This is a genomic window from Bradyrhizobium sp. UFLA05-153 (genome assembly GCF_054185185.1).
Genome location: NZ_JBBIAM010000043.1, coordinates 59530 through 73286, shown reverse-complemented (window position 1 = coordinate 73286; position 13757 = coordinate 59530). Strand labels below are relative to the sequence as shown.

The following is a 13757-nucleotide window of genomic DNA, read 5'->3' as shown; positions in this document are numbered from 1 at the left end:
CCCTCCCAGAGCAAAACCCTGACCCATTCTCCCGCAACAGCCTTGACTCAAAACGCCCCATATGAGGGTGGGCAAAGGCGCGAAGCGCCGTGCCCACCACTTCTGTCGAGAACTGGAGACATGGTGGGCACGCTTCGCTTTGCACACCCTACGGCAGCTTCATTCGCTGAAGCCGCCTACGTCCCTTCCTCGCTGAACTTGCTTTCAACGAGCTCGGTGATCGCGGCGAGCGCGGCTTCGGCGTCATCGCCTTTGGCTGAGACGGTGATCGTCGTGCCGGGCCCTGCGGCCAGCATCATCAATCCCATGATCGAGGTGCCGCCGACGGTCTCGCCCCCGCGCGTCACCCAGACCTGCGCGCTGAAGCGTTCCACCGCCTGCACGAACTTTGCGGACGCGCGCGCGTGCAGACCGCGCTTGTTGATGATCAGGAGCTCTTTGGAGATCGCCCCTTCGGGCACGCCGGCTCCCGCAGGAGGACTGGCCTCACTTCCGAGTGGCGCGTCGTCGCTCATTTGCCGGCGAGCACGCGGCTGGCGATGGTGACGTATTTGCGGCCCGCTTCCTGGGCCATCGCGATCGCGTCGGGCAGCGCGCGCTCCTCGCGCACCTTGGCGAGCTTAACCAGCATCGGAAGATTGATGCCCGCGAGCACTTCGACCTTGGGTCGGCTCATGCAGGATATTGCAAGGTTGGACGGCGTGCCGCCGAACATGTCGGTGAGGATCGCAACGCCGTCGCCGGAATCGACGCGATTAACCGCCTCGATAATGTCGCTTCGACAGAGATCGGAATCATCCTCGGCGCCGATCGTGATCGCTTCGATTTGCTTTTGTGGGCCCATGACGTGCTCAAGCGCTGCCTTGAATTCGTCGGCAAGGCGCCCGTGGGTCACAAGTACTAGACCAATCATCGGAAAACTCCTCGCGGGCGCTCTTGGTGCGCCGCACGAACGCGCCACTTTGACCATCCAGAGCCCCCGCGCAAGAGGGGATGTTGCGTATCTCCCTGAAACTAGACGGATGGATGAGGGGAAATGCGCCGGTCTATTCGGTCGCGATAGTGGGACTCATATGGTTACCATTCCCCTTCAAACAATCGCGGGACGGCTTAAGGGAAGATTAACTCTTGGTAGTGGTCAAGACCGCGACAACCAGGGGAAGGGGCTGGTAACCGGCTCCGACCGGGATTCGCGGTAATTCGACGCCGGAAATGGTGGTTTTCAGCGCTTCCGGCTGTGGCAGGCGCTCCGCGTCGGGCGCGGCGAGATCGACCACGAGGCCGACCGTCGCATGGTCCACGAAGTCACAGCGGCGGATGCCGAGGCCTCTGATTTCGATCAGGCCGGCCAGGACAGGGGCAGGGCGGACCACAATTTCGTTGCCGAGTGTCGCCAGATGGACACGGTCATCGCCCACCAAAACGGCAGCTTCGACCACCCCGGCGCGGCTTGCCATGATCAAATCGAAGGCAAGGCGCGACTTGCCCGCGCCCGAGGGCCCCCGGATCAGCACAGCCCTATTCCCGATTTTGACCGCGGAAGCGTGGACGCTGGCGCTGTCCTCGCTCATAGCGCCGGCAGCCTCACCACGAAGCGCGCGCCGGCAACCGTGGGCAGGCCGTCGGCGTCCGCGGGACCAGCGCGATTTTCCGCCCAGATGCGTCCGCCATGGGCCTCGATGATCTGCTTGGAGATCGACAGGCCGAGGCCGGAGTTCTGGCCGAAGCCCTGATGCGGGCGATCGGTGTAGAAGCGCTCGAAGATGCGCTCCAGCGCGTCCTCGCGGATGCCGGGGCCGTCATCGTCGACCACGATCTCGATCTCGATCCGCACCCGGCGGCAGGTCATGCGCACCTTGTTGCCGGGCTCGGAGAAGGACTGCGCGTTCGACAGGAGATTGGAGATCACCTGCCCGAGCCGCGAATCGTGGCCGTTCACGGACAGGCCGTCGGTCGGGCCGCGGCCCTCGAAGCGGGTTTCGACCGCGACGTCGTGGCCGAGCTTGGTTTCGTTGGCGACCGAGGTGAGCGTCGTCAGCAGGCGTCTGAGATTGACGGGGATCGCATCCTGCCGCTGCAATTCGGCGTCGAGCCGGCTCGCATCCGAAATGTCCGAGATCAGCCGGTCGAGCCGCTTCACGTCGTGCTCGATCACTTCCAGCAGGCGCGCGCGGCTGGTGTCGTTGCGCGCCAGCGGCAAGGTCTCGACCGCCGAGCGCAGCGAGGTCAGGGGGTTCTTCAGCTCGTGCGCGACGTCTGCGGCGAACATCTCGATCGCCTCGATGCGGCGATAGAGCGCATTGGTCATGTCGCGCAGCGCGCCGGAGAGATGGCCGATTTCGTCGCGGCGGCGGGTGAAGTCGGGGATCTCGACGCGGGACTTGATGCGGCGGCGGACGCGCTCGGCGCTGTCGGCGAGGCGCCGCACGGGACCTGCGATCGTGCTTGCGAGCAGCAGCGACAGCATGATCATGACGGCGGCGGCGACGCCGCCGACTTTCAGGATCGCCAGCCGCTCGGCGGTGACCATCTGGTCGATGTCATCGCCTTGCGTTGACAGCATCAGCGCGCCATGGATGGCGCGCGAGCGCAGCACGGGGACCGCGACCGAGACGATGACCTCGCCGCGCGAATTGACCCGCACCATCGACCGCTTCTGGCCCTTCAGCGCATCGCCGACCTCGTCATAGCCATTGCCGTTCTCGGGCCCGAGCTCGCGATAGAGCGGCAGGTCGCCGCGGTTGAGCCAGGTGCGCACCGAGGTCATGCCGCGTTCGAGAATGCCGGGCTTCTCGGACGGCGGCGGCAGGTCGTAGCGCAGCACGTTCTCGAGGTTGCGGCTGTCGAGCAGGAGGATGCCGTTGGGATCGTAGATCCGGGCGCGCGTCTTGGTCGGCGAGATCAGCGTGCGCAACACCGGCGCCACGCGCTCCGGATTGATCGGGAAATCCAGCGGCGAATAGTCGTCGGACCCGCCATAGCTGTCGCCGAGCTTGAGATCGAGCAGCCGGTCGGGGTCGATGGTGATGGCGTTGGTCTGTACCGTCGCGGAGGCCGCGATCGCACCCGCGATGATCTCGCCCTGCACCAAAAGGCTCTGCGCGCGCGCGTCGATCAGGCCGGCGCGGAACTGCGACAGATAAAGGATGCTCGCGACCAGCGCGACCAGGCCGGCGAGGTTCAGCGAGACGATGCGGCGGGTGAGGCTCGAGAAGGAGAGCGCAAAGAAGAACTGCCCGGCGCGCTTGAGCCAGTTCAGCGGCCGCCAGCCTTGCGTGACCTGCTTCTCCTCGGCCGAATACTCCTGAACGCCCGCCGACGTGACGTCGGCGGCGTTCAGATTTGCATCAGGCTGCGTCCGGTCAAGCAATGCTTACGCCCGCGTTAGGACTGGTCGTGCGATTGGTCCCGCATCTTAGCCGAGACCGACGGCAACGTCAGTCCGCAAAGTCCCCGAAGGAGGCGATCGCCTCAGGCTTCCTTGAAGCGGTAGCCGACGCCGTAAAGCGTCTCGATCATCTCGAACTCGTTGTCGACCACTTTGAACTTCTTGCGCAGCCGCTTGATGTGACTGTCGATGGTGCGATCGTCGACATAGACCTGGTCATCATAGGCGGCGTCCATCAGCGCGTTGCGGCTCTTCACCACGCCGGGCCGTGTCGCCAGCGCCTGGAGGATCAGGAATTCGGTGACCGTCAGCGTCACCGGCTCGTTCTTCCAGGTGCAGGTATGCCGTTCGGGATCCATGCGCAGAAGACCGCGATCGAGCGCCTTGGCGTCGTTCTCCTTCGGCGCGGCGGTCGGATCCTTCGGTGCCGAGCGGCGCAGCACTGCCTTGACGCGCTCGACCAGCAGCCGCTGCGAGAACGGTTTGCGTATGAAATCGTCGGCACCCATCTTGAGGCCGAACAGCTCGTCGATCTCCTCGTCCTTGGAGGTGAGGAAGATCACCGGCAGATCGGATTTCTGGCGCAACCGCCGCAGCGTCTCCATGCCGTCCATGCGCGGCATCTTGATGTCGAGGATGGCAAGATCGGGCTGCGTGGTGCGGAAGCCGTCCAGCGCAGAGGCGCCGTCGGTGTACGTCATGATGCGGTAGCCTTCGGCTTCCAGCGCGATCGAGACGGATGTGAGAATGTTGCGGTCGTCGTCGACCAAAGCGATTGTGGGCATGAGCCTCTGCTTTCCGTTGGGGTCGTGATCTAAAACGGCGAGCAATTAAGTGATGCGCCGCGTACATGGGCCCCCAACCTGGGGTTCGAACCTTGTCACCGAGCAATGCAAGCTGGGCTGAAGTGTGACCAAAGTCCCTGGAAACACGGCGAAGCAGCCGTGGTCCGACCCATAACCGGACCCCGTTTAACCCCGAAAAGGCCGGCCTTGCAACCCGTAAAAGCCGGAAAACCGAAGAGAATCAGATGCAACCGACCTCCGATTTCGACCCCGGAAAGCTCGCCAAATCGCTGTTGCGGCGCTCCCGGCAGGGGGCGCTCGCGACCCTGACGCCCAATACCGGCGATCCCTATTGCTCCCTCGTCAATCTGGCGAGCCACCCCGACGCATCGCCGATCCTGCTGATCTCGCGGCTCGCCGTGCATACCAAGAACATCCTGGCCGACGGCCGGGTCTCGTTGATGCTGGATGAGCGCGCCCCCGGCGATCCCCTGGAAGGGGCCCGGATCATGCTGTCGGGACGGGCGGAGCAGGGGACGGAAGGCGAGCTGGAGCTCCTGCGCCGGCGCTATCTTGCCGCCCATCCATCTGCGGAAGATTTTGTTTCGTTTAAGGATTTTTCCTTCTTCCGGATCAGGCCGTCCGGAACTCATCTGGTTGCCGGATTCGGCCGGATCGTCGATCTGAAGCCCGCGCAGTTCCTCACGGACCTCGCTGGCGCCGATGAGCTGCTTGTAGCCGAGGAGGGCGCGGTCGCGCACATGAATGCCGACCATCGCGACACCATGGCTCTGTATGCGACAAAACTGCTCGGCGCGGCCGAGGGCGACTGGCGCTGTACCGGCTGCGATCCTGAGGGGATCGATATGCAGTCGGAACAGGCCGTGCTGCGGCTCGAGTTCCCCGAGCGGGTGACTGACGGCAACGCGCTGCGCAAGATGCTGGTCAGACTGGCGGGTGAGGCGCGGGCCAAGGGCGGTTAGCAACAGCCGGCTTGAACGGCGGCGCTCCTCGCTGCGACCCATGGTCAAGCAATTTGGCCCGGGTCGGCAGCGAGAGTTTTCATGACACGATATGGACGTTTGGCGCTGGCGGCGGGCCTTGCGCTCGCGCTCGGCGCATCCTTCGCCACTTCCGCCACGGCGCAGAATCTCGCCGCGCAAAGCGCCAAGATCAACGAGCTCAGTCGCGCCGGCAAATATGCGGAAGCCTTGTCACTGGCGCAGGCCATGGTGGCAAGCCTCGAGAAGGGCAACAACACCCGCGACCTCGCCGGTGCGCTGAACAATCTCGCGCAGATCTACGCCGCGCAAGGTCATGACGACCAGGCCGAGCCGCTCTACAAGCGCGCGGTCGCTTTGCTGGAAAAATCTCTCGGCCTCGACACGCCGGAGATCGCGCCCGAGCTGAACAACCTTGCCGCGCTCTATCAACGTCAGCAACGCTTCGCTGAGGCCGAGCCGCTGTTCAAGCGTGCGCTTGCCATCCGCGAAAAGACGTTGCCGCGCGAGCATCCCGATGTCGGCCAGTCCCTCAACAATCTCGCCACGCTCTATGTGAAGCAGGAACGCTATGCCGACGCCGAACCGTTGTTTCAGCGCGCGCTCGCGATCTACCAGAAGGCCGGCGGTCCCGAGCATCCGGCGGTCGCGACGCTGCTCAACAATCTCGGCCAGCTCTATCGCGATCTCAACCGCGATGCGGATGCCGAAGCGCCGATCAAGCGCTCGCTAGCGATCCGCGAAAAGGTGCTGGGCGCCGATCATCCGGATGTTGCGCGCTCGCTGAACAATCTTGCCGGGCTCTATGAGCACGAGCAGCGCTATGCGGATGCCGAACCGCTTTATCGCCGCGGGCTGTCGATCCGCGAGCGTGCGCTTGGTCCTGATCATCCCGATGTCGCGACCTCGACCAGCAATCTTGCCTATTTCCTCCAGGCCTCGGGACGCACCGCCGAAGCGCTGCCGCTCGTGCAGAGGACGCTCGCCAACAATCGCGCACAGCTCCGCGTCGTGCTGCCGGTCCTGTTGGCCGCGCGGCAGCAGCAATTGCTGGCTGACGACAAGTCGCTGGATGACGCGCTCGCCGCCATCCAGCGCGGCACGCAGTCCTCTGCCGCGTCGGCCGTGAACAAGCTCGCGGTGCGGCTCGCGGCCGGCAGCGACCGGCTCGCCGAACTGGTGCGGCGGGATCAGGATCTCGCCGCAGAGGCCGATACACTGGACAAGGCGATCATCGCCGCGGTGTCAAAGCAGTCCGCGCAGCGCGATGCGGCCACCGAGCAGCGCAACCGGCAACGCCTTGCGGCGATCGCGAGCGAGCGCGCGAGCTTGCAGAAAACACTTGCCGTCGAATTCCCGGATTATGCCTCGCTCTCCAATCCACTGCCGCTGGCGGTCAAAGAGATCCAGGCGCTGCTATCGGCCGACGAAGCGATGGCACTCTTCTCTGTCATCGACAAGGAGAGCTATGTCATCGCGATTACGCGCGAAGGCGTCGACTGGAAACGGATTCCGCTCGGCACCGACGCGCTCGCGCAAAAGGTCTCGGCGTTCCGCAAGGGGCTCGATGTCGGCAAGGCCCGCGCTTCCTCTGATAAGTCGGGGCTGTTCGATCTTGCGCTCGCCAACGAGCTCTATGTGACGCTGCTCGGGCCAGTCGAGGCGCTTACAAAGGACAAGCGCAGCCTGCTCGTGGTCCCCTCCGGTGCGCTGACGGCACTGCCGTTTCATCTGCTCGTCACCGAGAAGCCGCAAGCTGCGATACCCGATACGCTCGAAGGCTATCGCGGCGCCGCGTGGCTGTTGCGGCGCCAGGCGGTCTCGGTGTTGCCCTCGGTGGTCAGCCTGAAGTCCCTGCGCGCGTTTGCGCGCAGGGATCAGAGCGTCAAGCCGATGACCGGCTTTGGCGATCCCCTGTTCAATCCCACGCAGGAGGCGCCCGCGGACCGGCGCGCCACGAAGACCGTCGCGCGCAGCATTGCGACGCTCGCCTATACCGATTTCTGGCGCGGCGCCGGCGTCGATCGCGCGCGGCTCGCCCAGGCACTGCCACAGCTGCCCGATACGGCAGACGAGCTTGGTGCCGTGGCGAAGGACGTCGGTGCTGCCGACGCCGATGTCCACCTCGGCCGCGATGCCAGCGAGACGACGCTGAAGCGGGCAGCGCTTGCCCAATACAGCATCATCTATTTCGCCACCCATGGCCTCGTCGCCGGCGACGTCAAGGGATTGGGCGAGCCCTCGCTTGCGCTCTCGATGCCGGATCAGCCGAGCGATTTCGACGACGGCCTGCTTACCGCAAGCGAAGTCGCGCAGCTCAAGCTCAATGCAGACTGGGTCGTGCTCTCGGCGTGCAACACCATCGCCGGTGACAAGCCGGGTGCGGAAGCTTTATCGGGACTGGCGCGCGCGTTCTTCTATGCCGGCGCGCGTGCACTTCTGGTCTCGCATTGGGCAGTGGATTCCGAGGCCGCCACCCGGCTGACCACATCGACTTTCGACTTGCTCAAAAACGAACCAGCAATCGGCCGTGCCGAAGCATTGCGGCGCGCAATGTTAACCTATCTCGATGACGCCTCCTCACCGCGCAATGCCTATCCTGCGATCTGGGCGCCCTTCGCGCTGATCGGAGAAGGTGCGGTACGATAGAACAGCGCTGGAAAAACAGTGGCGGATTGTGCGTTGCAAAATCCTGGACAACGCTGATTTGCCCATTTGGTTGCGCGATCATTGATCGTTTTCGACGCACGGGCTTCAGGGTAGGCATGCGCGACTTTTGGCCCGGCCCTTGAATAAACCAAATCCTGCGGGATCGGCTTGGCAACGCCAGCGTTCATCAGTATTAGGTCGTCCAGCCGAGGCCGGACGGCCTATTATTCACGGTGGCCGCGATGGATGGCGCTCAAAGATGATCGCGCCAGTAATGCGGGTTCTAGGAGGATTTTTCGTGCAAGAGACGGGCGTGCGCAACGGTGCCTTCGGCGCCGATAAATTCGGCTTAAAGAATCTCAAGCGGGTTCACTGGAACCTCGGCGCGCCACAACTTTATCAGCACTCGCTCTCTGCCGGAGAAGCGGTGCTCTCCGCTGATGGCGCGCTCTGCGCGGACACCGGTGAATTCACCGGCCGCAGCCCGAAAGACAAGTTCACGGTGCGCGACGCCACCACCGACAAGAAGATGTGGTGGGCCGGCAATCAGTCGATCACCGCGGAGCAGTTCGAGACGCTCTATCAGGATTTCCTCAAGCACGCCGAGGGCAAGAGCCTGTTCGCGCAGGACCTCTATGGCGGCGCCGATCCGGCCTACCGGATCAAGACCCGCGTCTTCACCGAGCTCGCCTGGCACTCGCTGTTCATCCGCACGCTCCTGATCCGCCCCGAGGCGATCGAGCTCTCGACCTTCGTGCCCGAGCTCACCATCATCGACATGCCGAGCTTCCGCGCCGATCCGAAACGTCACGGCTGCAAGTCGGAGAACGTCGTCGCGATCGACTTCGCGCGCAAGATCGTGCTGATCGGCGGCTCGTACTATGCCGGCGAGATGAAGAAGTCGGTCTTCACCACGCTGAACTATTACCTGCCCGAGCGTGGCGTGATGCCGATGCACTGCTCGGCCAATGTCGGCGCCAGGGGCGACACCGCGATCTTCTTCGGCCTGTCCGGCACGGGCAAGACGACGCTGTCGGCCGATCCGAACCGCACGCTGATCGGTGACGACGAGCACGGCTGGGGCCCGAACGGCGTGTTCAACTTCGAGGGCGGCTGCTACGCCAAGTGCATCAAGCTGTCGAAGGAAGCCGAGCCCGAGATCCATGCCGCCTCGACGCGCTTCGGCGCGGTGCTCGAGAACTGCGTGCTCGACGACGACAACCGCGTGGTCGATTTCGACGACGGCTCCAAGACCGAGAACACGCGCTCGGCCTATCCGCTCGATTTCATCCCGAACGCCTCGCGCACCGGCCGCGCGCCGCAGCCGAAGAACGTGGTGATGCTCGCCGCCGACGCCTTCGGCGTACTGCCGCCGATCGCAAAGCTCTCGCCGGCGCAGGCGATGTATCACTTCCTGTCCGGCTATACCGCGAAGGTCGCGGGCACCGAGCGTGGTCTCGGCAATGAGCCGCAGCCGGAATTCTCCACCTGCTTCGGCTCGCCGTTCCTGCCGCTTGATCCGTCCGTCTACGGCAACATGCTGCGCGACCTGATCGCCCAGCACAATGTCGATTGCTGGCTGGTCAACACGGGGTGGACCGGCGGCAAGTACGGTGTCGGCAGCCGCATGCCGATCAAGGTGACGCGCGCGCTGCTCACCGCCGCACTCGACGGCTCCTTGCGCAACGTCGAATTCCGCACCGACAAGTATTTCGGCTTCGCCGTCCCGACTGCGCTGCCGGGCGTGCCAGCTGAGATCCTCAACCCGGTCAACACCTGGAAGGACAAGGACGAGTTCGACAAGACTGCCCGCGCCCTGGTCGGCATGTTCCAGAAGAATTTTGCCAAGTTCGAGGCCCAGGTCGACGCCGAAGTCCGCGCCGCCGCGCCGGACGTGAAGCTCGCGGCGGAGTAGGTTTGCTCTGTTCTGAATATAAGAGGGCGGCCGCGAGGCCGCCCTTCTTGTATTCGGTGCCATCTCTCAACCGTCATTGCGAGCGCAGCGAAGCAATCCAGAGTCGTTCCGCGGAGGGATCCTGGATTGCTTCGCTGCGCTCGCAATGACGAGCTTGCGGAAGCAGCTACGCCTTGAAATACGCGATCTGAGTCGTGGTCGCGAGCAGGCGGCCGTTCGGCGACCACAGCTCGCCGGTCTGATCGCCGTAGCTCTTGTGAAAGATCTTGCCATCGGCGGTGGCGAGCACGCGCGTGATGTCCTCGGCGGCAAGCTCCTCCGCGTCGGTGTGAAAATAGGTCGTCAGTGACACCGTGCCGAACGGCACCAGTTCGCGCCGCGCGTGGAAGATGCGGCCGAAGAACGCGTCCGACATCGCCATCAGCGAGAGCATGTCGAGTTTGCGCGGCGTGCGATCGCTGATCCAGACTTTCGAATAGGCGCTGGCCGGCTCGGTCTGCGGCGGGCCGTTCCGCATCTCGCCCTCGACGAACCGGAATTCGTACTGGTTGGCCCAGGACGCCTTGATCTTGGGAAAGGGCAGCGTCTGTTCGAACGGCGTCGCGTCGGGAAACTTCGCCACCTGATGCGACCAGGATGGACGGCGTTCGGCAAACACGGCGGTCGCCAGCGTTGCGACCTCGCCGCCGCCTTGTGACAGCTCGACGCACCAGTGCTGGCTGGAGCGATTGGCCTTCACCAACCGCACGTCGAGATCGAACGAGCCCCTCGCGATCGGCGCGCAGTAGTTCACGGTCACCGAAAGCGGGTCGCCGGCCGCCTGCGGATGGTCGATCAGCGCGCGCAAGATCGTCGCGGCTGTGGCGCCGCCGAACGGGCCGACAAAGGCCCAGTAGTCGTCGCTGGTGTGTCCCTGCCAGCAACTGTCGCCGGCGGTGACGCGGGTGGCCTCGTCGAAGAGGTGCGGGAGCTTGGCGTGCATTGAATTAAACCTTCACTGCGCTTCCGTTCCAAAGACGAAATTCCATCGTCTCATCATCGGGACCATATTTTTGCGATCCCGAAAGATCGTCCGCCGGATCGTCTGTGACCCAGACATCCGCCACCGAGCCACTTATGCGCTTCATCGCGATGGCGCTCTTGCCGCTGGTTAGATCGGCAACGAAGTCGTCGATGGCGGATTCCTCATCCTTCCCGGAGAGACTGGCAAGGATGCTGCCGTGCGTGTGCCAAGGAAATCCGTCGAAGCCCAGTGTCCAGTCCCCGTCGGGACAAATGACGAGCAGCCGAAGCTGCCCGTCAGGGCTGACATACTCGCCAACAGACATGATTTACTCCGGCCAGAAGGGCTCATACCGTAGTATGATGGCTATCCTGCCAAATCAATGACCTCGGGAGCAATCGCTTCCGTGCCGCGGAAAAATCAGCCCGTTGCGCCGCGCTGATCCTCTGCTTCCTGAAAAGCGGGCGTGATCGGATGCACCGGCACGTTCCAGATCTCCTCGGCATATTCGCGGATGGTGCGGTCGGAGGAGAACCAGGCCATGCGCGCAACGTTGAGGATGGAGGCCCGTGTCCAGGCCGGCGCCACCTGCCAGCGCGCGTCGATGCCACGCTGCGCCTCGTAGTAGGAATCGAAATCGGCGCTGACCATGTAGTGGTCGAGATACCGCAGCGCATGCGCGATGGATTCGAAGCGGCCGGGATCGCCGGGCGAGAACTCGCCGACGCCGATCGAATTGATGGCGCGCGAGAGCTGCGGGGATTTGCGGATCACGTCCGCCGCATCGAGGCCCTGCTTGCGCCGGATCATCACGTCGCCGGCCTCCATGCCGAAGATCGCGATGTTCTCCGCGCCGACATGGTCGCGGATCTCGATATTGGCGCCGTCGAGCGTGCCGATGGTGATCGCGCCGTTCAGCGCCAGCTTCATGTTGCCGGTGCCGGAGGCTTCCATGCCGGCGGTCGAGATCTGCTCGGAGAGATCGGCCGCGGGAATGATCACCTCGGCGAGGCTGACGTTATAGTCGGGCAGGAAGGCGACCTTGAGCTTACCGCCGATCGCGGGATCGTTGTTGACGACCTCGGCGACGTCGTTGATCAGCTTGATGATCAGCTTTGCGTAGCGGTAGCTCGCCGCCGCCTTGCCGGCAAAAATCTTCACCCGCGGCACCCAGTTGCCGTTGGGGTTGTCCTTGATCGCCTGGTACAGTGCGACCGTCTCGATGATGTTGAGGAGCTGGCGCTTGTATTCGTGAATGCGCTTGATCTGCACATCGAACAGCGCGCTCGGGTCGACCTTGATGCCGAGCCGCTCGCCGATCACGCGCGCGAGCGCCGTCTTGTTGTGATGCTTGACCGCGCGGAATTTTTGCTGGAACGCGACGTCGCTGGCGCGCGCTTCCAGCAGCGTCAATTGCGTGGGATCGTCGAGCACGGCGTCGCCGCAAGCCTCGCGCAAGAGGTCGGTGAGCTTCGGGTTCGCCAGCATCAGCCAGCGGCGGAAAGTGATGCCGTTGGTCTTGTTGGTGATGCGGCCGGGATAGAGATGGTTGAGATCGTGGAACACGGTCTCGCGCATCAGGTCCGAATGCATCGCCGAGACGCCGTTGATGCGGTGCGAGCCGACGAAGGCGAGCTGGCCCATACGCACGCGACGGCCGCTCCTCTCGTCGATCAGCGAGACCGAGGCGCGGAAGTCGATGTCGCCGGGGCAGCGCGCTTCGGCCAGCGCCAGATGCTGGACGTTGATGCGGTAGATGATCTCGAGATGCCGCGGCAACAGCCGCTCGAACAGCTCGACCGGCCAGGTTTCGAGCGCTTCCGGTAGCAGCGTGTGGTTGGTGTAGGACAGCGTGGCGACCGTAATCTTCCACGCCTCGTCCCAGCGGAAATTGTGCAGGTCGATCAGGATCCGCATCAATTCGGTCACGGCAAGGGACGGATGCGTGTCGTTGAGCTGCACCGCGACCTTCATCGCCAGGCTGCGCAACTGTCCGTCGGCGGAGAGATGCCGCTTGACGAGATCCTGGAGCGAGGCCGAGACGAAGAAATACTCCTGTCGCAAGCGCAGCTCGCGGCCCGCCGGGCTCTCGTCATTCGGGTAGAGGAACTTGCAGATCGCTTCGGCGCGCGCCTGCTCGGACGAGGCGCTGACATAGTCGCCCGAATTGAACACGTCGAGCTTCAGCGGATCGGGCGAGCGCGCCGACCACAGCCGCAGCGCATTGACGTGCTGGCCGCGCCAGCCGACGATCGGCGTGTCATAGGCGATCGCCTGTACGGTCTCGGCAGGATGCCAGATCGAGCGGTCGCGGCCCTTGTCGTCGACATGCTCGACGCCGCCGCCGAAATGGACGTGATAGACGACCTCCGGCCGCTGCAATTCCCAGGGGTTGCCAAAGCTCAGCCATTCGTCCGGATATTCCTGCTGCCAGCCCTGATTGATGATCTGGCGGAACAGGCCGTAATCATAGCGGATGCCATAGCCGATCGCGGGGATCGACAGCGTCGCCATGCTCTCCATGAAGCAGGCCGCGAGCCGCCCCAAACCGCCATTGCCGAGCGCGGCATCCGGCTCGCACTTGCGCAGCTCAGGGAGCGAGACGCCGAGATCGCCGAGTGCGACCTCGAAGATATTGAGCAGGCCCATGTTGTTCAGCGCGTCGGTGAAGAGACGGCCGATCAAAAATTCGAGCGAGAGATAGTAGACGCGTTTGCGCCCGGCATCGTAGCTGCGCTTTTCCGCGCTGAGCCAGCGATGCACGATACGATCGCGCAGCGCGAGAGCTGCGGCCTGGTACCAGTCGTGCCTGGTCGCCATGCCCGCGTCCTTGCCGATGGCAAGGCGCAGCTTTGCCAGGATCGCGCCCTTGATCTCCGTCAGCGCCAGTTCGTCGATGGGCTGACCGGCTGCGGGAAAATTCGGCTGGAACGATTGCTCTTGCAAAACAGTCACTTCCTGGTCTCGGGACACGGAACAAGCTTACGCGCCAAATCTTGCGCGGCAAACCTTACGC

At 63.9% G+C, this 13757-nt stretch carries 11 protein-coding genes; 3 read left to right on the top strand and 8 right to left on the bottom strand.

What is annotated here, in order from left to right; translation table 11 throughout:
- Nucleotides 1-176: 176 nt before the first annotated feature.
- The 5 genes from Q2941_RS24755 to Q2941_RS24735 form a co-directional block, all read right to left on the bottom strand.
- Nucleotides 177-515 (bottom strand): HPr family phosphocarrier protein, encoded by a 339-nt coding sequence (locus Q2941_RS24755; protein ID WP_458193989.1) that lies wholly within the window; start codon nt 513-515, stop codon nt 177-179.
- A complete protein-coding gene (locus Q2941_RS24750; RefSeq protein ID WP_011090868.1) occupies nt 512-913 on the bottom strand; it encodes a PTS sugar transporter subunit IIA in 402 nt (133 codons plus the stop codon). Before Q2941_RS24750 ends, Q2941_RS24755 begins: the two co-directional genes overlap by 4 nt.
- A gap of 208 nt (nt 914-1121) precedes the next feature.
- Nucleotides 1122-1571: an HPr kinase/phosphorylase gene (locus tag Q2941_RS24745; protein WP_027520848.1), complete on the bottom strand. Its 450-nt coding sequence runs from the start codon at nt 1569-1571 to the stop codon at nt 1122-1124.
- Nucleotides 1568-3370 (bottom strand): stimulus-sensing domain-containing protein, encoded by a 1803-nt coding sequence (locus tag Q2941_RS24740; protein WP_458193988.1) that lies wholly within the window; start codon nt 3368-3370, stop codon nt 1568-1570. The genes Q2941_RS24745 and Q2941_RS24740 overlap by 4 nt, the downstream gene beginning before the upstream one ends.
- A 101-nt stretch (nt 3371-3471) precedes the next feature.
- Nucleotides 3472-4173: a response regulator transcription factor gene (locus Q2941_RS24735; protein ID WP_027520846.1), complete on the bottom strand. Its 702-nt coding sequence runs from the start codon at nt 4171-4173 to the stop codon at nt 3472-3474.
- 245 nt (nt 4174-4418) lie between these two features.
- Here Q2941_RS24735 and Q2941_RS24730 point away from each other — a divergent pair, with 245 nt between their 5' ends.
- The 3 genes from Q2941_RS24730 (at nt 4419) to Q2941_RS24720 (ending at nt 9738) form a co-directional block, all read left to right on the top strand.
- Nucleotides 4419-5156, top strand: a complete 738-nt coding sequence (locus tag Q2941_RS24730) for a HugZ family pyridoxamine 5'-phosphate oxidase (RefSeq protein WP_458193987.1) — start codon at nt 4419-4421, stop codon at nt 5154-5156.
- A gap of 81 nt (nt 5157-5237) precedes the next feature.
- A complete protein-coding gene (locus Q2941_RS24725) occupies nt 5238-7823 on the top strand; it encodes a CHAT domain-containing tetratricopeptide repeat protein (RefSeq protein WP_254109994.1) in 2586 nt (861 codons plus the stop codon).
- Nucleotides 7824-8121: 298 nt separating this feature from the next.
- Entirely contained in the window at nt 8122-9738 is a 1617-nt protein-coding gene (locus tag Q2941_RS24720) for a phosphoenolpyruvate carboxykinase (protein WP_027520843.1), read from the top strand.
- A 166-nt stretch (nt 9739-9904) separates the two neighbouring features.
- Here the strand turns inward: Q2941_RS24720 and Q2941_RS24715 are convergent, their stop codons facing one another.
- The 3 genes from Q2941_RS24715 to Q2941_RS24705 all read right to left on the bottom strand — a co-directional run bounded on the left by Q2941_RS24715 (nt 9905) and on the right by Q2941_RS24705 (nt 13687).
- On the bottom strand, nt 9905-10720 hold the full coding sequence (locus Q2941_RS24715) for an acyl-CoA thioesterase (RefSeq protein ID WP_458193986.1): 816 nt from the start codon (nt 10718-10720) through the stop codon (nt 9905-9907).
- 4 nt (nt 10721-10724) lie between these two features.
- Nucleotides 10725-11066 carry a hypothetical protein gene (locus Q2941_RS24710; RefSeq protein WP_458193985.1) on the bottom strand — a complete coding sequence of 114 codons (342 nt, stop codon included), beginning with the start codon at nt 11064-11066 and terminating at the stop codon, nt 10725-10727.
- 95 nt (nt 11067-11161) lie between these two features.
- Nucleotides 11162-13687, bottom strand: a complete 2526-nt coding sequence (locus Q2941_RS24705; protein WP_458193990.1) for a glycogen/starch/alpha-glucan phosphorylase — start codon at nt 13685-13687, stop codon at nt 11162-11164.
- Nucleotides 13688-13757: the final 70 nt, after the last annotated feature.